The sequence below is a fragment of the Streptomyces barringtoniae genome, assembly GCF_020819595.1.
GTDB lineage: Bacteria > Actinomycetota > Actinomycetes > Streptomycetales > Streptomycetaceae > Streptomyces > Streptomyces barringtoniae.
This window is the reverse complement of the sequence record NZ_JAJHNP010000002.1, coordinates 157,810-181,722: the sequence shown is the minus strand read 5'-3', so window position 1 is coordinate 181,722 and position 23,913 is coordinate 157,810. Positions and strand designations below refer to the sequence as shown.

General features: G+C 71.0%; 24 protein-coding genes and 1 pseudogene. 16 read left to right on the top strand and 9 right to left on the bottom strand.

Annotation, left to right across the window (positions count from 1 at the left end):
* Nucleotides 1-8 precede the first annotated feature (8 nt).
* Nucleotides 9-1,223: a cytochrome P450 gene (locus tag LMU33_RS03185; RefSeq protein ID WP_228617155.1), complete on the top strand. Its 1,215-nt coding sequence runs from the start codon at nucleotides 9-11 to the stop codon at nucleotides 1,221-1,223.
* Nucleotides 1,224-1,230: 7 nt separating this feature from the next.
* Complete coding sequence (locus LMU33_RS03180; RefSeq protein WP_228617154.1) at nucleotides 1,231-1,752, top strand: cupin domain-containing protein; 522 nt, start codon at nucleotides 1,231-1,233, stop codon at nucleotides 1,750-1,752.
* Here the strand turns inward: LMU33_RS03180 and LMU33_RS03175 are convergent.
* Nucleotides 1,749-2,975 carry an acyl-CoA dehydrogenase family protein gene (locus tag LMU33_RS03175; protein ID WP_228617152.1) on the bottom strand — a complete coding sequence of 409 codons (1,227 nt, stop codon included), beginning with the start codon at nucleotides 2,973-2,975 and terminating at the stop codon, nucleotides 1,749-1,751. The two genes, LMU33_RS03180 and LMU33_RS03175, sit on opposite strands and share 4 nt — an antisense overlap.
* 170 nt (nucleotides 2,976-3,145) lie before the next feature.
* Between LMU33_RS03175 and LMU33_RS03170 the strand changes: the two genes are divergently transcribed.
* Nucleotides 3,146-3,790 (top strand): TetR/AcrR family transcriptional regulator, encoded by a 645-nt coding sequence (locus tag LMU33_RS03170; RefSeq protein ID WP_228617151.1) that lies wholly within the window; start codon nucleotides 3,146-3,148, stop codon nucleotides 3,788-3,790.
* Nucleotides 3,791-3,798: 8 nt separating this feature from the next.
* On the opposite strand, the gene def is transcribed toward LMU33_RS03170, so the two are convergent.
* On the bottom strand, nucleotides 3,799-4,338 hold the full coding sequence (gene def / locus LMU33_RS03165) for a peptide deformylase (RefSeq protein ID WP_228617149.1): 540 nt from the start codon (nucleotides 4,336-4,338) through the stop codon (nucleotides 3,799-3,801).
* A 151-nt stretch (nucleotides 4,339-4,489) separates the two neighbouring features.
* On the opposite strand from def, the gene LMU33_RS03160 reads away from it, so the two are divergent.
* The 11 genes from LMU33_RS03160 to LMU33_RS03110 all read left to right on the top strand — a co-directional run bounded on the left by LMU33_RS03160 (nucleotide 4,490) and on the right by LMU33_RS03110 (nucleotide 16,254).
* Nucleotides 4,490-5,728 (top strand): MurT ligase domain-containing protein, encoded by a 1,239-nt coding sequence (locus LMU33_RS03160; RefSeq protein WP_228617148.1) that lies wholly within the window; start codon nucleotides 4,490-4,492, stop codon nucleotides 5,726-5,728.
* Between the two features lie 29 nt (nucleotides 5,729-5,757).
* Complete coding sequence (locus LMU33_RS03155) at nucleotides 5,758-6,486, top strand: type 1 glutamine amidotransferase (protein ID WP_228617146.1); 729 nt, start codon at nucleotides 5,758-5,760, stop codon at nucleotides 6,484-6,486.
* 227 nt (nucleotides 6,487-6,713) lie between these two features.
* Entirely contained in the window at nucleotides 6,714-7,739 is a 1,026-nt protein-coding gene (locus LMU33_RS03150; protein WP_228617144.1) for a 6-phosphofructokinase, read from the top strand.
* A 102-nt stretch (nucleotides 7,740-7,841) separates the two neighbouring features.
* On the top strand, nucleotides 7,842-8,792 hold the full coding sequence (locus tag LMU33_RS03145) for a cytochrome c oxidase assembly protein (protein WP_228617142.1): 951 nt from the start codon (nucleotides 7,842-7,844) through the stop codon (nucleotides 8,790-8,792).
* An 89-nt stretch (nucleotides 8,793-8,881) separates the two neighbouring features.
* Nucleotides 8,882-9,049 (top strand): hypothetical protein, encoded by a 168-nt coding sequence (locus LMU33_RS03140; RefSeq protein WP_107093214.1) that lies wholly within the window; start codon nucleotides 8,882-8,884, stop codon nucleotides 9,047-9,049.
* 34 nt (nucleotides 9,050-9,083) lie between these two features.
* Nucleotides 9,084-9,569, top strand: coding sequence for an Lrp/AsnC family transcriptional regulator (locus tag LMU33_RS03135; protein WP_228617141.1), 486 nt, complete (start codon nucleotides 9,084-9,086; stop codon nucleotides 9,567-9,569).
* A gap of 154 nt (nucleotides 9,570-9,723) precedes the next feature.
* Nucleotides 9,724-10,536 (top strand): dimethylargininase, encoded by an 813-nt coding sequence (gene ddaH, locus LMU33_RS03130; protein WP_228617139.1) that lies wholly within the window; start codon nucleotides 9,724-9,726, stop codon nucleotides 10,534-10,536.
* Complete coding sequence (gene rocD / locus LMU33_RS03125) at nucleotides 10,533-11,753, top strand: ornithine--oxo-acid transaminase (protein WP_228617137.1); 1,221 nt, start codon at nucleotides 10,533-10,535, stop codon at nucleotides 11,751-11,753. Before ddaH ends, rocD begins: the two co-directional genes overlap by 4 nt.
* A gap of 111 nt (nucleotides 11,754-11,864) precedes the next feature.
* Nucleotides 11,865-14,333, top strand: a complete 2,469-nt coding sequence (locus LMU33_RS03120) for a SpoIIE family protein phosphatase (protein ID WP_228617135.1) — start codon at nucleotides 11,865-11,867, stop codon at nucleotides 14,331-14,333.
* A gap of 188 nt (nucleotides 14,334-14,521) precedes the next feature.
* Nucleotides 14,522-15,094, top strand: a complete 573-nt coding sequence (locus LMU33_RS03115; protein WP_228617133.1) for a TetR/AcrR family transcriptional regulator — start codon at nucleotides 14,522-14,524, stop codon at nucleotides 15,092-15,094.
* A 332-nt stretch (nucleotides 15,095-15,426) separates the two neighbouring features.
* Complete coding sequence (locus LMU33_RS03110) at nucleotides 15,427-16,254, top strand: alpha/beta fold hydrolase (protein ID WP_228617131.1); 828 nt, start codon at nucleotides 15,427-15,429, stop codon at nucleotides 16,252-16,254.
* Nucleotides 16,255-16,299: 45 nt separating this feature from the next.
* Here LMU33_RS03110 and LMU33_RS03105 read toward each other — a convergent pair whose 3' ends face one another.
* Together LMU33_RS03105 and LMU33_RS03100 are read right to left on the bottom strand one after the other, a co-directional pair.
* A complete protein-coding gene (locus tag LMU33_RS03105) occupies nucleotides 16,300-17,286 on the bottom strand; it encodes a zinc-dependent alcohol dehydrogenase family protein (protein ID WP_228617130.1) in 987 nt (328 codons plus the stop codon).
* 113 nt (nucleotides 17,287-17,399) lie between these two features.
* Entirely contained in the window at nucleotides 17,400-17,672 is a 273-nt protein-coding gene (locus LMU33_RS03100; RefSeq protein ID WP_228617128.1) for a helix-turn-helix transcriptional regulator, read from the bottom strand.
* Nucleotides 17,673-17,842: 170 nt separating this feature from the next.
* Here LMU33_RS03100 and LMU33_RS03095 point away from each other — a divergent pair, with 170 nt between their 5' ends.
* Together LMU33_RS03095 and LMU33_RS03090 are read left to right on the top strand one after the other, a co-directional pair.
* On the top strand, nucleotides 17,843-18,568 hold the full coding sequence (locus tag LMU33_RS03095) for a lysophospholipid acyltransferase family protein (RefSeq protein WP_228617126.1): 726 nt from the start codon (nucleotides 17,843-17,845) through the stop codon (nucleotides 18,566-18,568).
* 62 nt (nucleotides 18,569-18,630) lie between these two features.
* A complete protein-coding gene (locus LMU33_RS03090) occupies nucleotides 18,631-19,656 on the top strand; it encodes an NAD-dependent epimerase/dehydratase family protein (protein ID WP_228617124.1) in 1,026 nt (341 codons plus the stop codon).
* Nucleotides 19,657-19,663: 7 nt separating this feature from the next.
* Here the strand turns inward: LMU33_RS03090 and LMU33_RS03085 are convergent.
* From LMU33_RS03085 to LMU33_RS03065, 5 genes and pseudogenes are all read right to left on the bottom strand, one after another.
* Nucleotides 19,664-19,831, bottom strand: a pseudogene (locus tag LMU33_RS03085) (VOC family protein); the annotation flags it as partial.
* 97 nt (nucleotides 19,832-19,928) lie between these two features.
* Nucleotides 19,929-21,527 (bottom strand): alpha/beta hydrolase, encoded by a 1,599-nt coding sequence (locus tag LMU33_RS03080; RefSeq protein WP_228617123.1) that lies wholly within the window; start codon nucleotides 21,525-21,527, stop codon nucleotides 19,929-19,931.
* A gap of 119 nt (nucleotides 21,528-21,646) precedes the next feature.
* On the bottom strand, nucleotides 21,647-22,414 hold the full coding sequence (locus LMU33_RS03075) for an urease accessory protein UreD (RefSeq protein ID WP_228617121.1): 768 nt from the start codon (nucleotides 22,412-22,414) through the stop codon (nucleotides 21,647-21,649).
* On the bottom strand, nucleotides 22,411-23,088 hold the full coding sequence (ureG, locus tag LMU33_RS03070) for an urease accessory protein UreG (RefSeq protein ID WP_228617119.1): 678 nt from the start codon (nucleotides 23,086-23,088) through the stop codon (nucleotides 22,411-22,413). Before ureG ends, LMU33_RS03075 begins: the two co-directional genes overlap by 4 nt.
* A gap of 141 nt (nucleotides 23,089-23,229) precedes the next feature.
* Nucleotides 23,230-23,904 (bottom strand): urease accessory protein UreF, encoded by a 675-nt coding sequence (locus tag LMU33_RS03065; RefSeq protein WP_228617118.1) that lies wholly within the window; start codon nucleotides 23,902-23,904, stop codon nucleotides 23,230-23,232.
* Nucleotides 23,905-23,913: the final 9 nt, after the last annotated feature.

The following is a 23,913-nucleotide window of genomic DNA, read 5'->3' as shown; positions in this document are numbered from 1 at the left end:
AGTACGGCATGACCGAAGAGACGCTCACCGAGACCCTGCCCCCGATCCGGCACTGGCCGGCGCTCGACCTGCCCGGGACGGACTTCGACCCGGTGCTGAGAGAGCTCATGCGCGAAGGACCGGTCACCCGCATCCAGCTGCCCAACGGCGAGGGCTGGGCCTGGCTGGTGACCCGGATGGACGACGTGCGCATGGTGACCAACGACCCCCGATTCAGCCGCGAGGAGGTCATGAAGAAGCCGGTCACCCGGCTGGCTCCGCACTTCATCCCGGACCCGGGCGCGGTCGGCTTCCTGGACCCGCCCGACCACACCCGGCTGCGCCGCTCGGTGGCGGCCGCGTTCACCGCCAAGGGCGTGGAACGGGTGCGGGAGAAGGCGCGCGCCATGCTGGAGGAGCTGGTCGACGAACTCCTCCAGGACGGCCCGCCCGCCGATCTCACGGCGGCGGTCCTCAGCCCGTTCCCGATCGCGGTGATCTGCGAGCTGATGGGCGTCCCGGCCGCCGACCGGCACACCATGCACACCTGGACCCAGCTCATCCTGTCCTCCTCCAACGGCAAGGAGATCAGCGAGAAGGCCAAACGGGAGATGGCCGCCTACTTCTCCGACCTGATCGGGCTGCGCGAGAACAGCACGGCCGAGGACGTCACCTCGCTGCTCGGCGCCGCGGTGGGCCGGGGCGAGGTGACCCTGGAGGAGGCCGTCGGACTCGCCGGTCTCCTCCAGATCGGCGGCGAGGCGGTCACCAACAACAGCGGGCAGATGTTCTATCTGCTGCTGACCCGCCCCGACCTGGTGGAGCGGCTGCGCGCGGAACCGGAGATCCGCCCCAGGGCGATCGACGAGCTCCTGCGCTGGATCCCGCACCGCAACGCGGTCGGCCTGTCCCGGATCGCCCTGGAGGACGTGGAGATCCGGGGTGTGCGGATCCGCGCGGGCGACGCGGTGTACAACTCCTACCTGGCCGCCAACCGCGACCCGGAGGTCTTCCCGGACCCGGAGACCATCGACTTCTCCCGCAGCCCGAACCCGCACGTGTCGTTCGGCTTCGGCCCGCACTTCTGCCCCGGCAACATGCTGGCCCGGCTGGAGGAGGAACTCATGGTGGACGCCCTGCTGGACCGGATTCCGGGCCTGCGGCTGGCCGTGGCACCGGAGAAGGTGCCCTTCAAGAAGGGCGCGCTGATCCGGGGCCCCGAGGCCCTTCCGGTGACCTGGTGAGTGACCGATGACGGAGACCGAGGGACTGTACGTACCGCCGGGTCACGGCCGCGTCGTCGACACACCGGCCCAGCGGGTGACGTTCAAGGTCACCGGCATGCACTCGCGGATGGCCTCCACCTTCGAGGTGGAGGTCCCGCCGGGCTTCGACGTGGGCGCCCATGTGCACACGCGCAGCGAGGAGTTGTTCTACGTCCTGGAGGGCGAACTGGACGTCCTCGCCTTCGAGCCGCGCATCCGCACTTCCGACAACTGGCAGAGATGGGAGTCCAGTTCGGGCAGCCGGGTGGTGCGGGCGACGCCGGGTACGGTCATCGTCGTACCACCGGGGTGCCCGCACGCGTTCGCCAATCCGACGGACACCCCGGCGAAGATGTTCTTCCAGGCCGCTCCGCCGCCGGATCACGAGCGCTACTTCGAGGAGCTGCTGGAGATCCTGGGGAACGGGGGCCCGCCGGACCAGGAGGCGATCGAGGCGCTGCGGGCCAAGTACGACATCGAGCAGTTGACGCCGCTCAGGCACCGTTAGCGGATCGGCATGCCCGAGAGGGTGCGGGCGATCACCAGCCGCTGGATCTCGCTCGTACCCTCGAAGATCGTGTAGATCGCGCTGTCCCGGTGCATGCGCTCCACCGGGTACTCCCTGGTGTAGCCGTTGCCGCCGAGGATCTGGATGGCCTGGGCGGTGACCTTCTTCGCCGTCTCGCTGGCGAACAGCTTGGACATGGAGCCCTCGGCGGCGGTGAACGGCCTGCCGTTGACCGCCATCCAGGACGCACGCCAGACCAGCAGGCGGGCGGCGTCGACCTGCGTCCGCATGTCCGCCAGCTGGAAGGCCACGCCCTGGTTGTCGATGATCGGCCGGCCGAACTGCTCGCGGGTCATGGCGTAGTCGAGGGCGACCTCGTACGCAGCGCGGGCGGTGCCGACCGCCATGGCGCCGACCGCCGGGCGGGACGCCTCGAACGTGGCCATCGCCGCGTTCTTGACACGTTCGCCACCCTTCGCGGCCTTCTCCCGCGCCCGGGCCAGCCGCTCGTCCAGCTTCTCCTTGCCGCCGAGCAGGCAGGAGCCGGGGACCCGGACGTTGTCGAGGACGACCTCGGCGGTGTGCGACGCGCGGATGCCGTGCTTCTTGAACTTCTGGCCCTGGGACAGGCCCGGTGTCCCCGGCGGGACGATGAAGGAGGCGTGGCCCTTCGAGCCCAGCTCCGGGTCGACGCCGGCGACGACGACGTGGACGTTGGCGATGCCGCCGTTGGTCGCCCAGGTCTTCGTGCCGTTGATCACCCACTCGTCCTTGGCCTCGTCGTACACGGCACGCGTGCGCATGGAGGCGACGTCGGAGCCGGCGTCGGGCTCGGAGGAGCAGAACGCGGCCACCTTGACGTCGTGGACGTCGCCGTACATCTGCGGGATCCAGGTACCGATCTGTTCCTCGGTTCCGTTGGCGAGAACGCCCACGGCGGCGAGCCCGGTGCCCACAATGGACAGGGCGATGCCCGCGTCGCCCCAGAACAGCTCCTCCATGGCCATCGGGATGCCGAGGCCGGTGGGGTCGAAGTACTGCTGCGCATAGAAGTCGAGGGAGTAGATGCCGACCTTCGCGGCCTCCTGGATGATCGGCCAGGGAGTCTCCTCGCGCTCGTCCCACTCGGCGGCCGCGGGGCGGATCACGTCGGCGGCGAAGCCATGGAGCCAGTCCCGGACTTCCTTCTGTTCGTCGTTCAGCTCCATGGTGAACTCGGCCATGTCCCCTCCAGCGGCGGCGGTGCGATGTTACTAGCGGTAACCCGAGTCTGTTACCGACGGGTAGGAAAAGTCAACCGCTGATGACGTCTCGGCATCCCGTTCGATGTCAGGGGCGCGGTCAGTGTTAGTTTGCGCAGGCGTCAGCGAATCAGCACGGGTGGGGAGAGCACATGGACACCACACAGCGGACCGATCAGCAGCGGTCCGCCGACCGCCGACGGCGCGAGCTGCTGGAGGCCGCCGACCGGGTGGTGCTGCGCGACGGCCCGCAGGCGTCGATGAACGCGATCGCGGCCGAGGCGGGCATCACCAAGCCGATCCTCTACCGCCACTTCGGCGACAAGGGGGGCCTGTACGCGGCTCTGGCCAAGCGGCACACGGACGCGCTGCTCGATTCGCTGCGGGCGGCGCTGGACGCTCCCGCGGACCGGCGGGAGCGGGTCGAGTCGACGCTGGACACGTATCTCGCCGCGATCGAGGCGCGGCCCCAGGTGTACCGCTTCCTGATGCATCCGGCGGAGGGGAGCGCGGGTGCGGAGCAGGGCTTCGACGTCGGCAAGCATTCGGCGCCGCTGCTCCGCAGAATGGGCGAGGAGTTGGCCCAGGTCATCGAGGAGCGGGTGGATCTCGGTCCGGAGAGCCAGCAGCTGGCCCGCGTGTGGGGGCATGGGATCGTCGGGATGATGCATGCGGCGGGTGACTGGTGGCTGGGTGAACGCCCTTGCTCCCGGGCCGAGTTGGTGCGGTCCTTGGCCGATCTGCTCTGGGGACGGCTTGCGGCCGCGGGGGACAGAATGGGCGGTCCGGGGTTCTGAGGGCCCCCTCACCGGTGCCATGAAGCTCGCTTCATCTGCCTCGCCAGTCTGCGCTTGCGCCAACCCGTGAGGTGATCCGCGTAGACCCGGCCCTCCACGTGGTCGTACTCGTGCTGCAGGCACCGCGCGAAGAACCCCGTGCCGTGCACGGTCACCGGCTCCCCCGTCACCGTGCGGCCCTCGATCACCGCATGGTCGTAGCGCTCGGTGCCCGCCTCCAGGCCCGGCAGGGACAGGCAGCCCTCCGGGCCCCGGACCACCACCCCGTCCGTCTCCACCAGACGCGGGTTCACCACATGTCCAAGATGCCGGACATCGTCGTCGTCCGGGCAGTCGTACACGAACACCCGCAGCGGCACCCCCACCTGATTCGCCGCCAGTCCGACCCCCTGCGCCGCGTACATCGTGGCGAACAGGTCCTCCACGAGGGCCGCCAGTTCGGGGCCGAATTCGGTGACTTCCCGGCATTGTTCGCGCAAAGCCGCGTCGCCGAGCAGGGTGAGAGGCCGGACGCGCCCGTGGGCGCCCGGAATGGAACCGTGTCGCATGGCGGCAAGGGTACGGTTCGTTCAGCCCATGCCCGCCGCTCAAGGCGTGGGCCGGGATTCGGGTGTGCGAACGGATCTCGATAGGCTGAGGTCACACCACGCTGCCGGATGGCCCCAGGCGCGGCGCGTACGCAAGGAGGATCGAGAACTGATGGCAGGCAACTCGGACCCGCTCACGCCGCGGGCCAAGCTGGCCGTGACCGCGGGCAAGGCGGTCGCTGCGGCATCGCGCGCCGCGGGGCGCGGCAGCGGGTCGGTGATCGGTGGCCGGGTCGCGCTGAAACTCGACCCCGACCTGCTCGCACGGCTCGCGCAGAACCTGGACGTCGTCCTGGTGTCGGCAACCAACGGCAAGACGACGACCACCCGGCTGATCGCCGAGGCGCTGCGCGCCGCGGGCCCGGTCGTGTCGAACGCGCTGGGCGCCAACATGCCGGCCGGTATCACCTCCGCGCTGGCGGGCGGCTCGGACGCGAAGTTCGGTGTCATCGAGGTCGACGAGAAGTACCTGGCCGGTGTGGCCCGGGACACCGACCCGAAGTGCATCGCCCTGCTCAACCTCTCCCGGGACCAGCTCGACCGTGCCGCCGAGACCCGGATGCTCGCCGAGAACTGGCGCGAGGGCCTGGCCGGCTCCAAGGCCGTCGTCGTCGCCAACTGCGACGACCCGCTGGTGGTGTGGGCCGCCTCCTCGTCCCCGAACGTGATCTGGGTCGCGGCCGGACAGATGTGGAAGGACGACGCCTGGTCCTGCCCGTCCTGCGGTGGCGTGATGCAGCGCCCCGGCGAGGACTGGTTCTGCGGTGAGTGCGGGTTCCGGCGGCCCACGCCGACCTGGGCGCTGTCCGGGGATCACGTGCTGGATCCGCACGGCTCCGCCTGGCCCATTCATCTGCAGCTTCCCGGCCGCGCCAACAAGGCGAACGCCGCCTCCTCCGCGGCCGTCGCCGCCGTCTTCGGGGTGCCGCCGCAGGTGGCCCTGGAGCGGATGTACCAGGTGCAGGCCGTCGCGGGACGTTATGACGTCGTGCAGTTCCAGAACCGCGATCTGCGGCTGCTGCTGGCCAAGAACCCGGCCGGCTGGCTGGAGACGTTCTCCCTGATCGACCCGCCGCCCGCCCCGGTGATCCTGTCCGTGAACGCCCGCGGCGCCGACGGCACCGACACCTCCTGGCTCTGGGACGTCGACTACACCCGGCTGACCGGCCACCCGATCTTCGTGATCGGCGACCGGAAGCTGGACCTCGCCGTGCGTCTGGAGGTCGCGAACCAGCACTTCCAGGTCTGCGACGACCTCGACCAGGCCGTGCAGATGTGCCCGCCGGGCCGGATCGAGGTCATCGCGAACTACACCGCGTTCCAGGACCTGCGCCGCCGCGTCGGCAACTGATCTTCTGATCCTCGAAGGGCGATCACCTCATGAGCGACAACCAACTGCGGCTGGTGTGGATCTACCCGGACCTGCTGAGCACGTACGGCGACCAGGGCAACGCGCTCGTCGTGGAGCGGCGGGCGCGGCAGCGCGGCCTGGACGTGGCCCGGCTGGACGTGCGCAGCGACCAGCCGATCCCGACCTCCGGCGACATCTACCTGATCGGCGGCGGCGAGGACCGTCCGCAGCGGCTGGCGGCCGAGCGGCTGCGCCGTGACGGGCACCTGTCCCGTGCGGTGCAGAACGGCGCGATCGTGTTCTCCGTCTGCGCCGGCTACCAGATCCTCGGCCACGAGTTCATCAACGACCTCGGCCAGCGCGAGCCCGGCCTCGGCCTGCTGGACGTGGTGTCGGTGCGCGGCGAGGGCGAGCGGTGCGTCGGTGACGTGCTCGGCGACATCGACCCGCAGCTGGGCCTGCCGCAGCTGACCGGCTTCGAGAACCACCAGGGCGTCACCCACCTCGGCCCCACCGCCCGCCCCTTCGCGCAGGTGAAGATCGGCAAGGGCAACGGCACCGGGGACGGCACGGAGGGCGCGTACAACGGGACCGTCTTCGGCACGTACATGCACGGCCCGGTCCTCGCCCGCAACCCGCAGATCGCCGACCTGCTGCTGAAGCTGGCCCTCGACGTCAACGCGCTGCCGCCGATCGACGACCGCTGGTACGAGGCACTCCGCAACGAGCGCATCGCGGCTGCGCAGCAGCCTGCGTAGGGACCGCTGCGCAGCAGCCTGCCCAGGCGCGACCTCAGCGACGTTCCGGCGTGGTGCGGCAGCCTCGTGGCGGGCCCGCCTGACGGGCCGTCCGCTCACATGTGCGGGCGCGTCCAGCAGGCGGACGCCCGCTACGGAGCCACCCCCTCACGCCGGTAGGGTGGCCGTGAATCCGCCGGACAACGTGGTCCGGTTTCCCGGCCCACGTTGAGAAGGTATTTCGGGCTATGCGCATTGGTGTCCTCACGTCCGGCGGCGACTGCCCCGGCCTGAACGCCGTCATCCGGTCCGTCGTGCACCGTGCCGTCGCCGACCACGGCGACGAGGTCATCGGTTTCCGGGACGGCTGGAAGGGCCTCCTGGAGTGCGACTATCTGAAGCTCGACCTCGACGCCGTGGGCGGCATCCTGGCGCGCGGCGGCACCATCCTCGGCTCCTCCCGGGTCCGCCCGGAGCATCTGCGGGACGGTGTCGAGCGGGCCAAGGGCCATGTCGCGGAACTCGGCCTGGACGCGATCATCCCGATCGGCGGTGAGGGCACGCTGAAGGCGGCCCGGCTGCTGTCGGACAACGGGCTGCCGATCGTGGGCGTGCCCAAGACCATCGACAACGACATCGCTGTCACGGACGTCACCTTCGGCTTCGACACGGCCGTCACCGTGGCGACGGAGGCCCTGGACCGGCTGAAGACCACCGCCGAGTCCCACCAGCGCGTGCTGATCGTGGAGGTCATGGGCCGGCACACCGGCTGGATCGCGCTGCACTCCGGCATGGCGGCCGGCGCCCACGCCATCGTCGTCCCGGAACGGCCCTTCGACATCGATGAGTTGACGCAGAGGGTCGGCGAACGGTTCGAGGCGGGCAAGCGGTTCGCCATCGTGGTCGCGGCCGAGGGCGCCAAGCCGAAGGCCGGCACCATGGACTTCGACGAGGGCGGCAAGGACATCTACGGCCACGAGCGCTTCGCCGGGATCGCCCGGCAGCTGTCGGTCGAACTGGAGCAGCGGCTCGGCAAGGAGGCGCGTCCGGTGATCCTGGGTCATGTGCAGCGGGGCGGCACGCCGACGGCTTACGACCGGGTGCTGGCGACCCGTTTCGGCTGGCACGCGGTGGAGGCCGTGCACCGGGGTGAGTTCGGGCGGATGACGGCTCTGCGCGGGACCGACATCGTGATGGTGTCGCTGGCGGAGGCGGTCGAGACCCTCAAGACCGTCCCGGTGGAGCGGTACGACGAGGCGGAGTGCGTCCTGTAGTTCGCCCGGGAACAACCCGCCCCCGGTCACGGCAGTGACCGGGGGCGGTTCTACTCTTGGGGCGGACAACTCGCACAACCCCCACGAATCAGGAGCCGCCGGATGGATCACAGCGGACACGGCATGATGATGGATCTGCCGCCGTTCACGCTGGGGCGGGGGCTCCAGTGGTCGGCGGATCCGTTCTTCCTCGTGGCCTGCCTGGCCGGGCTCACCCTGTACGGCTGGGGTGTCGTACGGCTGCGGCGGCGCGGGGACGCCTGGTCCGCGGGCCGCACGGTGTCGTACGTCGTCGGTGTGCTGACCGTCGCCCTGGTGATGTGCACCAAGCTGAACGACTACGGCATGGTGATGTTCAGCGTGCACATGGTGCAGCACATGGTGATCAGCATGCTGTCGCCGATCCTGATCCTGCTCGGCGCCCCGGTCACGCTGGCGCTGCGGGCGCTGCCGACCGCCGGCCGGGGCCGCAAGGGCCCGCGCGAGCTGCTGCTGGCGCTGCTGCACAGCCGCTACACGCGGATCGTCACGCACCCGGCGTTCACGATCCCGATGTTCATCGCGAGCCTGTACGTCCTGTACTTCACCCCGCTGTTCGACTTCCTGATGGGGTCCAAGGCCGGGCACATCGCGATGATGGTGCACTTCTTCGCCGTGGGCATGGTGTTCTTCTGGCCGATCATGGGCATCGACCCGGGTCCGCACCGTCCGGGGTACGTGATGCGAATGCTGGAGCTGTTCGCGGGCATGCCGTTCCACGCGTTCTTCGGTATCGCGCTGATGATGGCCACGGAGCCGATGGTGGACACCTTCAAGCACCCTTCGGCCTCCCTCGGCATCGACGCGCTGTCCGACCAGAACGCGGCCGGCGGGATCGCCTGGGCGTTCAGCGAGATCCCGTCCGTGCTGGTGCTGATCGCGCTGCTGTTCCAGTGGTACGGCTCCGAGCAGCGACAGGCCAGGCGCAAGGACCGGGCCGCGGACCGGGACGGCGACAAGGAGCTGGAGGCGTACAACGCCTATCTGGCCTCGCTCAACGCACGCGAGAGCTGAGCCGCACGCGGCAGCTGGTGCGGAGCCGTCCCGTCCGGGCGAGAACCGGGGCACCATGGTCATGGACGGACCAAGAGGAGGGTGTCGCGATGCCCGGTTCCACGAACGGTTCCACCAAGGCGATGGGGGCTCTCACGGTCGGCGGGCTGGTCGTCGTGACCGCCTACACGGTCGCGCTCGGCAGCAACGGCTGGCTGTGGTTCGGATGGGTGGTGCTGGGGCTGCTGACACTCGCCATGGTCGTCACCCAGTCGTGAGGCCGGCCGCCCCGGGGCTGACTACAGTTCCCGCATGAACAGCAGGACCACCTCGTTCGACGACCTCGACCGCAAGATCATCACCGCGCTGATGGCGAACGCCCGGACCAGCTTCGCCGAGATCGGCGCGGACATCGGGCTGTCCGCGACCGCGGTCAAGCGGCGCGTGGACCGGCTCCGGGAGACCGGGGTGATCACCGGGTTCACGGCGACGGTCAAGCCCGCCGCGCTCGGCTGGCGCACCGAGGCGTACGTCGAGGTCTACTGCGAGGGCGCGGCTCCGCCCCGGCGGCTGGCGGAGGTGGTGCGCAACCATCCGGAGATCACGGCGGCCATGACGGTCACCGGCGGCGCCGACGCGCTGCTGCACGTGCGGGCGCGGGACGTGGAGCACTTCGAGGAGGTGCTCGAGCGGATCCGGGTCGAGCCGTTCATCCGGAAGACGATCAGCGTGATGGTGCTGTCCCACCTCCTCCCGGAAAGCCCGGAAGCCGGCGCGACCCACGCCGCACCGGAATGAGCCGAGCCATGCGCAGGAGTCCTGCGCGTATGCCCTGAAGAACGCAGCGATGCTGCGCATCCACGCAGCTCTTGTTTCTTGTCGGCCGTCTGCCTCCCTTTCTACCGTGGTGTGCATCCCCAAGTGACACACAGCAAAGCGGAGGAAACCCTCTGTGTCCGAAAGCCGTGCCCAGCGTCCTCGGCGCTTCCTCGTCTGCGAACCCAGACACTTCGCCGTGCAGTACGCGATCAATCCCTGGATGCAGCCCGACAAGCCGGTCGACGTGGACCTCGCCCGGGAGCAGTGGCAGACGCTGATCCGCGCCTACCGCGACCACGGGCACACCGTCGAGTCGGTCGAGCCGGTCCCCGGCCTGCCCGACATGGTCTTCGCCGCCAACGCGGCGTTCGTGGTCGGCGGCCGGGTCTTCGGCTCCCTGTTCCACGCGCCGGAGCGGCGCCCGGAGTCGCTGCACTACGACACCTGGTTCAAGACGGCGGGCTACGACGTCTACCGCCCCGAGTCGGTGACCGAGGGCGAGGGCGACCTGGTGTGGACGGGCCGGTACGTGCTCGCCGGCACGGGGTTCCGCACCACCCGTGAGGCGCACCGGGAGGCACAGGAGTTCCTCGGTCATCCGGTGATCGGCCTGACCCTGGTGGATCCGTACTTCTACCACCTGGACACGGCGCTGTTCGTCCTCGACGACGACAACATCTGCTACTACCCCGAGGCGTTCTCGGCCGGCAGCCGCGAGGTGCTGCGCCGGCTGTACCCGGACGCGGTGCTGGCCACCCGCGACGACGCGATGGCGTTCGGCCTGAACTCCGTCTCCGACGGACAGAACGTCTTCATCGCCCCCCAGGCCGAGGCGCTCGCCGAGCGGCTCGCCGGCCACGGTTACGCCCCCGTCCCCGTCGACCTGTCCGAGTTCCACAAGGCCGGCGGCGGCATCAAGTGCTGCACCCAGGAGATCCGCTCATGACCGCACCCCCGCGCACCCGTACGTCCGACGACCTGATCCGTGCGGAGGAGCCGGTCCTGGCGCACAACTACCACCCGCTGCCGGTGGTGGTCGCCCGCGCCGAGGGCACCTGGGTGGAGGACGTCGAGGGCCGCCGCTACCTGGACATGCTCGCCGGCTACTCGGCCTTGAACTTCGGCCATCGCCACCCCGCGCTGATCGAGGCCGCGCACCGCCAGCTCGACCAGCTCACGCTGACCTCCCGCGCCTTCCACAACGACCGGCTCGCCGGGTTCGCCGAGCGGCTCGCGGAGCTCACCGGCCTGGACATGGTGCTGCCGATGAACACCGGTGCGGAGGCGGTGGAGAGCGGCATCAAGGTGGCCCGCAAGTGGGCCTACGACGTGAAGGGCGTGCCCGCCGACCGCGCGACGATCGTGGTCGCGGCGGAGAACTTCCACGGCCGTACGACGACCATCGTCAGCTTCTCCACGGACGACACGGCCCGGGCGGGCTTCGGCCCCTTCACACCCGGCTTCCGGATCGTGCCGTACAACGACCTGGCCGCGCTGGAGGAGGCCGTCGACGAGACCACGGCGGCCGTGCTGCTCGAGCCCATCCAGGGCGAGGCGGGTGTCGTCATCCCGGACCACGGCTATCTCGCCGGGGTGCGCGAGCTGACCCGCCGCAAGGGCTGTCTGTTCATCGCCGACGAGATCCAGTCGGGCCTCGGCCGCACCGGCCGCACCTTCGCCGTCGAGCACGAGGACGTCGTACCGGACGTGCTGCTGCTCGGCAAGGCGCTGGGGGGCGGGATCGTGCCGGTGTCCGCGGTGGTGGCCCGGCGCGAGGTGCTGGGGGTGCTGCACCCGGGCGAGCACGGCTCCACGTTCGGCGGCAACCCGCTCGCGGCGGCGGTCGGCACGGCCGTGATCGAGCTGCTGCAGACCGGTGAGTTCCAGCGCCGGGCCGCCGAGCTGGGCGTGCTCCTGCGGGACGGGCTGACGGAGCTGGCCGGCCGGGGCGTGGTGGGCTTCCGCTCCCGTGGCCTGTGGGCGGGCATCGACATCGACCCGGCGATCGGCACCGGTCGCGAGATCAGCGAGCGGCTGATGCGGGAGGGGATCCTGGTGAAGGACACCCACGGTTCCACCATCCGGCTGGCACCGCCGCTGACGATCACGGCGGAGGAGCTGCGCTCCGCGCTGGCGGCACTGGAGAAGGTGCTGGGTTCCTGACGTGGGCCGGGGGGTGGCCGCGCGCCGCCCCCCGCCCACCGCTCGTCTGCCCGAAGGGTGAAGATTGAGCCAGGAGGGGGTAGACCACTCTCAGCTGAGGAGAGGTCGGCCGTGGGCACTCACGAGGAGCAGGACGTCACCCGGCAGCGGTTCGACGTGGCCGACGCCGCGCCCCTGCTGCTCGACGCACAGGGCGTGGTGACGAGCTGGACGCAGGGCGCCCAGCGCCTGCTGGCCTACTCGGCTGCCGAGGTGGTGGGCACCAGGGTGACCGGCCTGCTGTCCGCCGAGGACGCCGCGCGGGTGCCCGAACTGGCCGAACGCTGCCGCAGGGACGGCGGCTGGGCGGGGCTGCTGACCGCGCGGTGCAAGGGCGGGCAGCCGAAGCGGGTGATGGTGCGGATCACTCCGGCGGTGGAACCCGGCGGGGCCCCGCACTGGCTGGTTCTCGTCTCCGACGTGGCGGGGGCACGTGGCTGGGACATGAGCCGTGGGGTGCTGGAACAGATGGTGACCGATGCCGCCGTCGGGATGGCCATCGTGGACACCGATCTGCGGTGCGTGTGGTCGAACGAGGCCCTGGAGCGGTACGGCGGCGGCTCCCCGGGCGAGCGGCTGGGCCGGCGGCTCGCGGAGATCCAGCCAGGCATCGACTCCGCCGACATCGAGGCGCAGATGCGGCACGTGCTGGCGACCGGCCGGCCGGTGGTCGGTTACGAGCATGTGGGCCAGGTGCGGTCCGCGCCGCACCGGGAGACGGCGCACATGATGTCGTTCGCCCGCCTCGACGACGACCGGGGCCACCCGATGGGCGTGTACTACACGGTCGTCGACATCACCGACCGGCACCGGGCCCGGCAGCGACTGGCCCTGCTCGACCGGGCCGGCGAGCAGATCGGCCGCACCCTGGACATCGTGCGGACGGCGCAGGAACTGGCCGACGTGGCCGTGCAGGACTTCGCCGACTTCGTCAGCGTCGACCTGCTGGACTCCGTGCTGCGGGGTGCGGAGCCCGAGCCGCCGGGCGACACGGACCAGGTGCCGCTGCGGCGGGCCGGGCACCAGTCGGTGAACCCCGGGGTCCCGGAGGCCGTCGTCGAGATCGGAGCGGTGGCCACCTACCTCGCCGGATCGCCCCCGATCCGCAGTCTGACCACGGGCCGGTCCTGGCGTGAGGAACGTCTGGACCCGCTGGCCAAGGAGTGGGCCACGGACATCCCGGGCGGCCGGATGGCGACCTTCCTGGAACTCGGCGTGCACAGCGTGATGATCGTGCCCATTCGCGCCCGGGGCATCACGCTGGGCGTCACCACGTTCTTCCGGCGCCGCCGTCCGGAGCCGTTCGACGAGGACGACATGAGTCTCGCCGAGGACCTGGTGTCCCGGGCGGCGGTCTGCGTGGACAACGCCCGCCGCTACACCCGGGAGCGGAACGCGGCCCTGGTCCTGCAGCGCAACCTGCTGCCGCACCGGCTGCCCGAGCAGGACGCGGTGGAGGTGGCCGCCTGCTACCGGCCGGCCGACGAGCTGACCGGCCTCGGCGGCGACTGGTACGACGTCATCCCGCTGTCCGGTGCGCGCGTGGCCCTGATCGTGGGCGAGGTGCCGGGGCACGGGATCGACGCCGCGGCGGCCATGGGGCGGCTGCGCACCGCCGTGCACACCCTCGCGGCGCTCGACCTGCCGCCCGAGGAGGTCCTCGCGCACCTCGACGACCTGGTGGGGCGGATGGCCCGGGAAGAGGGCGTCCGGCCCGAGGACCCGGAGGCCGCCGGTATCCAGGCGGTGGGGGCGGGCTGCGTGTATGTGATCTACGACCCCGTCAACGGGTTGTGCACGATGGCCGCGGCGGGCCATCCCGCGCCCGCCGTCGTCCTGCCCGACGGCGCCGTCAGCTTCGTCGACCTGCCGCAGGGGCCGCCGCTCGGCGCGGGCGGTCCGCCCTTCGAGGCGGTCGAACTGACGCTGGCCGAGGGCAGCACGCTGGCCCTGCACACCGACGGGCTGCTGGTCCACGGCGACGACGGAGACGGCGCCGTGGCAGTCGCCGTGAACCGCGACCGGCTGCGCCGCGCCCTGGAACAGCGCGCCCCCACCCTCGACGCCCGCTGCCGGGCCCTGGTCGACACGCTGGTTCCCGCCCGGCCGCACGACGACGTGGCCCTGCTGATGGCCCGCACCAGGCTGCTCGGCGCCGGCCGAGTCGCCGACTGGGATCTGCCCGCCGACCCGGCCGTGGTCGCCGACGCCCGCAAGGAGGCCACCCGGCAGCTGAGCGAGTGGGGGCTGGAGGAGCTGGCGTTCACCACGGAACTGGTCGTGAGCGAGCTGGTCACGAACGCCATCCGGCACGCGGACGGCCCCGTCCGGCTCCGGCTGATCAGGGAGCGGGCCGCCGTGATCTGCGAGGTCTCCGACGGCAGCGCCACCGCGCCCCATCTGCGCCATCCGCGCGCCACGGACGAGGGCGGCCGCGGACTGCTGCTGGTCTCCCAGTTCAGCCAGCGGTGGGGAACCCGCTTCGCGCCCGGCGGGAAGATCATCTGGGCCGAACAGTCCACGACGGAACAGCCGGCCTGACCGGGGCGGACCGTGCTCGACGCCGGCCCCGACGCGGTCCCGAGACCCGAGGCGGACACGACCTTCGACGAGGGTGCCACGGAGGACACGGCGCTCGTCGTCGTGCGGCTGTGCCCGGTGGGGTCCGCGTGGAAGCCTTGCCCTCCTTAAATCAGACGAACTAGTATGTTCGATTAAGGAGGAAACCCATGGCGACGCGGTTCCGGAAGACCAGGTCCGAGGAGAAGATCCTCACTGCGGCGGCCGATCTGTTCTATGCGCACGGACTGCGCGGTGTCGGTGTCGATCAGGTCATCGAGGCTTCGGGCGTTGCCAAGTCGACCCTGTACGCGCACTTCCGCACCAAGGAGGAGCTGGTCGCAGCGTATCTGCGCAGAACCGACGACTCCTGGATGAGCCAGCTGCAGAGCGCCGCCGAGCTCGCGGGCCACGACGCCTGCGAGCAGCTCGTCGGGCTCTTCGACGCGTTGGAGGCCGCCTTTGACCGGCACGGCTTCTTCGGGTGCCCGTTCATCAGTGCGGCCGTCGAGGCCGAACCGGACTCGCAGGCCCGGGCCATCACCCTGGAGCACACGCAGCGCCGCCAGGCGTGGCTGACCGAGCTGAGCGAGAAGGCCGGAGCCGAGGCTCCCGAGTCGCTCGCCTGGCACATAGGGCTCCTGATCGACGGCGCCCTGGCCTCCGGCCGTCTGCTGCAGGACCGCACCGTCGTGGACGAGGCGAAGACCGCAGCCCGCCGACTCGTCGCCAGCCACACCTGAGTACGGCCGACACCTGAGTACGGCCGACACCTGAGTACGGCCGACACCTGAATCCGGCGTCCCGGTGGACGAAACACGAAGCCGATCGCCCCTGGCCATCCGGCATGCAGCTTGAAGTGCCTGCGGCAACTCGTTCGGCTAGCGTGGTGGTGGCGGCGAGAGTTGACGTCCCCGCCCCTCCGGGCCCGCAGCAGACTGGGCCCACATGCCGCTTCCACCGCACGACACCGCGGGCGCGGGCCTCGATGGACAACGGCTCCGCGAGCTGCCGGCAGCGCCGGAATCCCCGCGGTCACCGTGTCCGGCCGACTCAGCGAGAGGATTCCCCGGACATGTCTTTCGTCACCACCAAGGACGGCACTTCGATCTTCTACAAGGACTGGGGCACGGGCCGGCCGGTCGTGTTCAGCCACGGTTGGCCGTTGAACGGCGATGCATGGGATCCACAGGCCCAGTTGGTGGCCGACAACGGGTTCCGGGCCATCGTGCACGACCGACGCGGGCACGGACGCTCCTCGCAGACCTGGAACGGCAACGACCTCGACACCTACGCCGACGACCTGGCCGAAGTGATCGAGAAGCTCGACCTGCGCGACATCATCCTCGTCGGCCACTCCACCGGTGGCGGCGAGGTGACCCGCTACATCGGGAAGTACGGCACCGACCGGGTCGCCAAGGCCGTCCTGCTCGGCGCCATCCCTCCCCTGATGCTGAAGACCGACGCCAATCCCGAGGGCCTGCCGCGCGAGGTGTTCGACGAGATCCGCCAGGGCGTCGCCACCGATCGCTCGCAGTTCTACGCAGACCTCAGCGCGCCCTTCTACGGCGCCGACCGACCGGGTTCCCAGGTGTCGCAGGGCACGCGCGACGCGTTCTGGCTGTGGTCGATGCAGGCGGGCATCAAGGGCGCCTACGACTGCGTCAAGGCGTTCTCCGAGACCGATCTGACGGAGGATCTGAAACGGTTCGACATCCCGACCTGGATCGTGCACGGCAGCGACGACCAGATCGTCCCGATCGTGGCCGCCGGCGAGAAGTCGTCGAAGATCGTCAAGGACGCGCGGTTCACGGTCTATGAAGGGGCCCCGCACGGGCTGTCGATGGTTGCCCCCTTCAAGGACACGTTCGACACCGATCTGCTGGCCTTCGCCCGGAGTTGACCAGGGACCCGGCGGCGCCTGGTGACTCCCGCCCGACCTCGGGAGTCACGCCTCGACGTCAACGACAACCTTGCCGGTGGCAGCCCCGGCCTCCACCGCGGCGTGGGCGTCGGCGACGGTGTCCAGCGTGAAACGGCGCGGATCGAGAACGGGTTTGAGCGACCCGCTGTCGGCCAGGGCGGCGACCTCCCGCAGGATCTCACCGTGGTGCTCGCGGCCACGGCCGGTGAGCAGGGGCAGCAGGGTGAAGACGCCCGAGTAGGTGGCACCACGGAAGGAGAGCGGGGCGATGCTGTGGGTGCCCCAGCCCAGGGCGCTGACCACATGGCCGGTGTAGGTGCGTGCCGCGGTGAAGGACGCGTCGAGGGTCTTTCCGCCCACGGTGTCGAAGATGACGTCGAAGCCGTCGCCGCCGGTGTACTTGGCGACGTACTCCTCGACCGTCGCAGTGGTGTAGTCGATCGGGGTCGCCCCCAGTCGCTGGATGGTCTCCAGGCTCCGCGCGGACCCGGTGGCGTAGACCTCGGCGCCGCGGGCGCGGGCGATCTGGACGGCGACCTGCCCGATGCCGCCGGCGCCGCCGTGGATGAGGACCTTGTAGCCCTCGCGGACCTGTGCCCGGTCGACGAGTCCCTCCCAGGCGGTGATGACCACCAGCGGCAGCGCCGCGGCCTCCCGCATGCTGAGCGAGGCCGGCTTGCGGGCGAGCAGCCGGGCATCGACGGCGGCGTACTCGGCGAGCGAGCCCTGCAGGTCGCCGACGCCGCCCGCCATGCCGTAGACCTCGTCGCCGGGAGCGAAGCCGGTGACCCCTTCGCCGACCTGCTCGACCACCCCGGCGAGGTCCAGCCCGAGTACGGCGGGCAGGGTGCGCTTGGCGTGGGGGGCTTTGCCCGCCCGGATCTTGGTGTCCAGCGGGTTGACGCCGCTGGCCTTGACCCGGACCAGGATCTGGCCGGGGCCGGCACTGGGCTTCTCGATGTCCTTGAGGACCAGCGGGGTGTCGAACTCTTCCAGGACCAGTGCACGCATGGGTCGTTCTTCTCTCATGGTGGTCGCCCCGCCGGCGGGAAGCGCCGTACGGCATGGATTCCGGCGCAGGGCTCTAAGTTTCCCCCACTAATCAAACAGACTAGTATGTTTGATTAGTGGGGGCAAGGGTGCTCGTCACAGCGGATCCCGGGGACTGCGCGGTCGGTCGTTCTCAGCTCCCGCGCCGCCGGACGGATCCGCCGGCTCGCGAGGTACAGGCCGACGCTCTCGGTGAACCCGGCGGCAAACCGGGACCTCGACATGAGCGGCGGCAGGACACCGACGAGCACCACGGCATTGGCCTCGCCGAGGCCGAAGCCGCAGCCCACCACGACCGCGTCGCAGGCCGCCCCGATCCGGACGGCCTCCTCGGTGCCCAACCCCACGGCGCTGAAAGGTCCTGACTACCTATCAGTACACTCCGCAATGGGTCAGCATGAGACCGACTGAACATGGCTACAGATGACGACAGGTGCACATCAGCCCATGCCCGGGGTGATGATCTGGCCTGGGGAGCGCCGGTTCCAAGCGGAGCCGGTGACGTGAGGAGCGAGCCGTGTTCTACTACCTGCTCAAGTACGTGCTGCTGGGTCCCCTGCTGAGACTGTTCTTCCGGCCCCGGATCGAGGGCCTGGAGAACGTGCCGGACTCCGGCCCCGCGATCGTCGCCGGGAACCATCTGTCCTTCTCCGACCACTTCCTGATGCCGGCGATGCTCAGGCGCCGGATCACCTTCCTCGCCAAGGCGGAGTACTTCACCGGACCGGGGCTCAAGGGCCGGCTCACCGCGTTCTTCTTCCGCAGCGCCGGACAGATCCCGGTGGACCGCTCGGGCAAGGATGCGGGGCAGGCGGCGATCCGCGAGGGTCTGAAGGTGCTGCGCCGGGGCGAGCTGCTGGGGATCTATCCGGAGGGCACCCGTTCGCACGACGGCAGGCTCTACAAGGGCAAGGTCGGCGTCGCGGTGATGGCACTGAAGGCCGGGGTGCCGGTCGTGCCGTGCGCGATGATCGGCACGTTCGAGGCCCAGCCGCCGGGGAAGGTCATCCCGCACATCCGCCCGGTCACCATCCGCTTCGGCAAGCCGCTCGACTTCTCCCGCTATGCCGGCATGGAGCAGGAGAAGGCGATCCTGCGGGCCGTCACGGACGAGATCATGTACTCCATCCTGACGCTGTCCGAGCAGGAGTACGTCGACGAGTACGCGGCCGTCGTCAAGGAGCGGCAGGCCGCCGAGAAGGGCACCAGGGAGCGCAGGTTCCCGCGGGCGCCGCTCGGCTGAGCCGCCTCTGCCGACGGCAGAAGGGCCGCCGACCGGGCGGCCGGCGTGCCTAGGCTCGCCGTATGAAGAGGGCTTTGGTGATCGGGGCGAGCGGGCAGATCGGCCGTCCGACGGTGGCGGCGCTGGTACGGGACGGCTGGGAGGTGACGGCGGCCTCTCGGGGCGGCGGCCGGGACCGGGCGTGGGGCGAGGAGGTATGCACGGTCCGGCTGGACCGCTCCGACGACGCGGCCCTGGCCGCGGTGGTCGGCGACGGCTGCGACCTGGTCGTCGACGTGGTCGCGTACGATGCCGCGCACGCCCGGCAGTTGACGTCCCTCGCGGGCCGTGTCGGCTCGGCGGTCGTGATCTCCAGCGTGTCCGTGTACGACGACCGCAAGGGCCGGAACTTCGACACGCTGCACGAGCCGGACGGCTTCCCGGCCTACCCGGTGCCGGTCCCCGAGACCCAGCCGACGGTGGCCCCGGGCGAGGCGTCGTACAGCACCCGCAAGGCCGCTCTGGAACACGGACTCCTCGCGGCCGCCGACCGGTTGCCGGTGACCGTGCTGCGGCCGGGCGCGGTGCACGGGCCGTACAGTCCGCTGGCCCGTGAGCTGTACTTCGTCAAGCGGAATCTCGACGGCAGACGCAGGCGCGTGCTGTCGTACCGGGGCGAGAGCCGGTTCCATCCGTCGAGCGCCCGGAACATCGCCGAGCTCGTCCGGCTGGCGGCGGCCCGGCCCGGTACGCGGGTACTCAACGCCTGTGACGGCGAGGCGCCGACGGTGGCCGGGATCGGGGCGGCGATCGACGCGGTGATGGGCGTGGAGACGGAGACGGCACTGCTGGACGGTCCTCCCGAGGGTTCCGTGGGGAGGACGCCATGGTCGGTTCCACTGCCGGTCGTCTTCGACATGTCGGCCGCCCAGCGGGAGTTGGACTACCGTCCGGTGGTCTCCTACGCCGAGAGCCTGCCGGAGACGGTCGAGTGGCTGACGCAGGCGCTCGCCGGGCGGGACTGGCGGGAGGGCTTTCCGCTCCTCGCCCGGGCGTATCCGGACCTGTTCGACTACCCGGCCGAGGACGCCGCGGACACCGAAGGGTGATTCCGGATCAGTCGAGACAGAACTCGTTGCCCTCGACGTCCCGCATCGCGAGGCACGACTCGTCGAAGCCATCGGCACGCAGTAGTCGCACGCGTACCGCGCCGAGTGCGACCAGTCGTGCGCACTCGGCCTCGAGTGCGGCGAGGCGCTCTTCACCCACGAGCCCGGTGCCGACAGGTCTTTCGCGGTCTCCACGGACCCGCGCCGCGGCCGTGGCATGAGCGAGGGGCGGCCGGAGAGCCCGGCCGCCCCTCGTCACCGTACGATCCCGGTCACGGCTTGGGCGTGGCGTGCGGGCCGCAGGTCACGTCCGCGCCGTCCAGCTTGCCGTCGAGCAGGTAGGCGTCGACGCGCTGGTTGATGCAGGGGTTGACCAGGCCGGTCACACCGTGCGAGCCCGCGTCCTTCTCGGTGATCAGCCGGGAGCCCTGGAACCGCGAGTGCAGTTCGACGGCGCCCTCGTACGGGGTGGCCGCGTCCCGGGTGGACTGCACGATCAGCACCTGCGGCAGGCCCTTGTGGGTCTTCACGTCGACCGGGGTCCGCTGCTTGACCGGCCAGGTGGCGCAGGGCAGGTTCATCCAGGCGTTGGCCCAGGTCATGAACGGGTAGTCCGCGTTGAGCCGGGTGTTGTCCCGGTCCCACTTCTTCCAGCTGGTGGGCCACTTGGCGTCGGTGCACTCGACGGCCGTGTAGACGGCGTTGCCGTTCTCGGCGGAGATGTTGCCGGCCGTGTTCGACAGGTCGGGCGCGGCGGCGTCGACCAGCGCCTTGGTGTCACCGGCGAAGTACTTGCCGAACACCGTGGCGACCGGCACCCACGAGGAGTCGTAGTACGGCGCGCTCTGGAAGAAGGAGATCAGCTCGGCCGGGCCGACGACCCCGCCGATGGGGTTCTTCTTGGCGGTGGCGCGCAGTTCGAGCCACTTGGCCTGGACGGCGGCGCGGGTGGTGCCGAGGTGGAAGGCGGCGTCGTTCGCGGCGACCCAGTCCTCCCAGTCCTTCCAGCGGCCCTCGAAGGCGATGTCCTGGCCCAGGTTGGCCTGGTACCAGATGTTCTCGCGGGCGGGGTTGACCACGCTGTCCACGATCATGCGGCGCAGGTGGCCCGGGAAGAGGGTGCCGTAGACGGCGCCGAGGTAGGTGCCGTAGGAGACACCGAGGTAGTTGAGCTTCTTCTCACCCAGGGCGGCGCGGATGACGTCCAGGTCGCGGGCGGTGTTCGGCGTGGTCATCTGCTGGAGCATGGCCTGGCCGGTGCGCTCCAGGCAGCCGTCCGCGTATTCACGGGCCAGCTTGCGCTGGGCCGTCTTGTCCGCCTCGGTGTCCGGCACCGGGTCCATCTTCGGCGCCTTCACGAACTCCTGCGGGTCCTCACAGGAGATGGGCGCGGAATGGCCGACGCCGCGCGGGTCGAAGCCGACGAAGTCGTAGGCCTTGGCGACGTTCGCCCAGACGGCGTTCTTGGTGGTGACCCGGCGCGGGAAGCGCAGGCCGGAGCCGCCCGGACCGCCCGGGTTGTAGACGAGGGCGCCCTGGCGCTCCTCCTTGGTTCCCGTGTTGCCGATACGGTCCACGGCGAGCTTGATCTGCTTGCCGTACGGGTGGGCGTAGTTCAGCGGCACGCTGACCCAGCCGCACTGGATGGGCTTCTCCAGCCCCCAGTCGGCCGGGCAGTCCTGCCAGTCGATGCCGGCCTTGGCGGCGCGGGCGGCGGCGACGGCGGCGCCCTGGGCCTCCCGGTCCTGGCCGGTCCGGCCGGCGGCGCTGGCCGCGGGCGCCGTGACGGCACCGGCGATCAGGGTGGCGGTGACGAGTGCTCCGGCCGAACCGAGCGCCAGCAGGCGGCTCTTCGGTCTGTTGTCCCTCAAGTGGGCCCCTCCCCCTACATCAGGATCACTGCGAGTGGTCAGTTCGGGGATCCTCTCGGCTGTGAGCCGTCTGAGAACAGGGGGTGCCTGTCATCTTTACCAATCCGATAAACGGATGGTCACGTTCGCCCGTCGAGACTTGCCAGTGACGCGTCCAGGAGTCGTCGCAGCCGCAGTGCGTCCGGTGCCACGGCGCTGACCAGTGCTGCCGGACCGGCCAGCGGTATCAGGGCGGTACACTCGTCCAGCAGCTGGGGCTCGACCGGATGCCCCGCGAACTCGGGTCGCACGACGACCAGTTGACCCACCGCACGGTGCCCCGCCAGCCCCGCCGGTCCGTCCCAGCCCCCCGGCGCCCCGGGCCCGCAGGCCAGTTCCTGGTCCAGCACCGCACGTCCCGCGATCCGCACGGTCAGGCGACTGGTGAGCCGCCCGGGCTCCTCCCCCGCCCGCCCGAGCACCTGCTCCTCGCGCAGCACGAGCCGGGCTCCGGCGGCGAGTTCGGCGCGGGTGGTGACGTGCAGGTCGCTGCCGCGGGCCGAGATCAACTGCTCCGGGAGCCAGTGCAGTTCGGCGTCGTCGGCCACGTCGAGCCGTACGTCGTAACGGGCTTCGCCCTTGGCCTGCCCGGGCAGGGCGAGGGTGGCGGCGGCGGAGCCGACGTGCAGCCGGGCGCCCTCCGTCACGCTCGCCGTGAGGGAGAACCGGTCGCCGCCGAGCGGGCCGCTCATCGCGCCGACGACCATGACCCTCGCCTCGCAGCCGGCGGACCGGGTGCGGCGCAGGGCCAGCGGGCCGTCGCCGTCCAGTACGGGCAGCGCGGTGCCGCCGCGGCCGTCGGCGCGGGCCACGATCCGCGCGTCCGCCCGGACCCCGGTGGCCGTCATGCCGTCCACGCGGCAAGCCGCTCGCGCACCCAGGCCGCCACGTCGGCGACGCCCCGCTCGCGGCGCAACGACTGGAAGACCACGGGGAGTTCGGCCCGCTGGTCCTTGGCGTCGGCGGCCATCCGGGCGAGATCGGAGCCGACGTACGGGGCGAGATCGGTCTTGTTGACGACGAGCAGGTCGGCGGTGGTGACGCCAGGGCCGCCCTTGCGTGGGATGTCGTCGCCGCCGGCCACGTCGATCACGAAGATCTGTGCGTCCACGAGCCCCTTGGAGAAGGTCGCGGTGAGGTTGTCGCCGCCGGACTCGACGAGGATCAGATCCAGCGGGCCGACCGCGTCCTCCAGGTCCTCCACGGCTTCGAGGTTGGCGGAGATGTCGTCGCGGATGGCGGTGTGCGGGCAGGCGCCCGTCTCCACGGCCGTGATCCGCTCGGGTGGCAGCACGGCCTCCCGGAGCAGGAACTCGGCGTCCTCACGGGTGTAGATGTCGTTGGTGACGACGGCCAGCGACAGCTCGTCGCGCAGGGCCCGGCAGAGCGCGGCGACGGTGGCCGTCTTCCCGGATCCGACCGGGCCGCCGAGCCCGATGCGCAGGGCGCGGTGCGAGCCGTCGGGACGGTGTGCGTCCGCGCTGAGGGCGGCGGGGCCGGAGTGGGTGTGGTCGAGGTGCATGGCAGTGGCTCCGTTTTCAGCCGGGTCCGGCGTCAATCAGACTGTCCGGCGTGCGAGGGCGAGGCCGTTCAGGCCGATCGGGGGTCCAGGGGGCGGAGCCCCTGGAGGACGGGAAGAGTAGGGGCGCGGGGGGGGTGATGGCTACGACGCGAACAGCCGTACGGGCCAGGCCGCATGCCATTCCGCACCGACCTCCAGCAACGGCCCCGACGCGGCCGGCAGCGCATCGACACCCTCGTCGGGCACCCTCCGCGCCGCCTCCACCGCCGTCACCGCGACGCGGTCCAGCTCCGGCGCGAGCCGGGCCAGCACACCGGTCGCGTCGAACGGGTCGAGGCTCAGGAGCCGGACTGCGGCCGTCGCCGGACCGCTCACGCTCTCGTACGCCGCGCAGTACGCCGCGTCGTCCGGCCCCAGCCCGGCCGCCCGCGCGGCCAGACCGAGGACCACCGGCTGGTGCGCGCCCTTCGGGAACCGGCGGGCCAGCGCGTCGAGTTCGTCGCAGGGCCAGCCGGCCCTGGCCGCCCGCATCAGCTGCCGCCCCAGCCTGCGCGCGGCGGTCCGCAGTGCGGGCGACGGCGTACGGGCGTCCGCCGCCGCGTCCAAGTCCCCCGGATCCACACCGAGTACGGCGGCGGCGGCCAGCGCGCCCGCGACCAGCCCGGCGGTGTGCAGCCGGCCCCGGCAGAAGTCCTCCAGGTTCGCGGCGGAGGTGATCCGGCCCGCCTTGACGGCGGCCTCCGCCCCGCCGGAGTGCGCGTGGCCCCCGGCGGGGAAGCGGCCGTCGGCCAGGACGAGAAGTGCTGCCCGTGCCATCACGCCCCC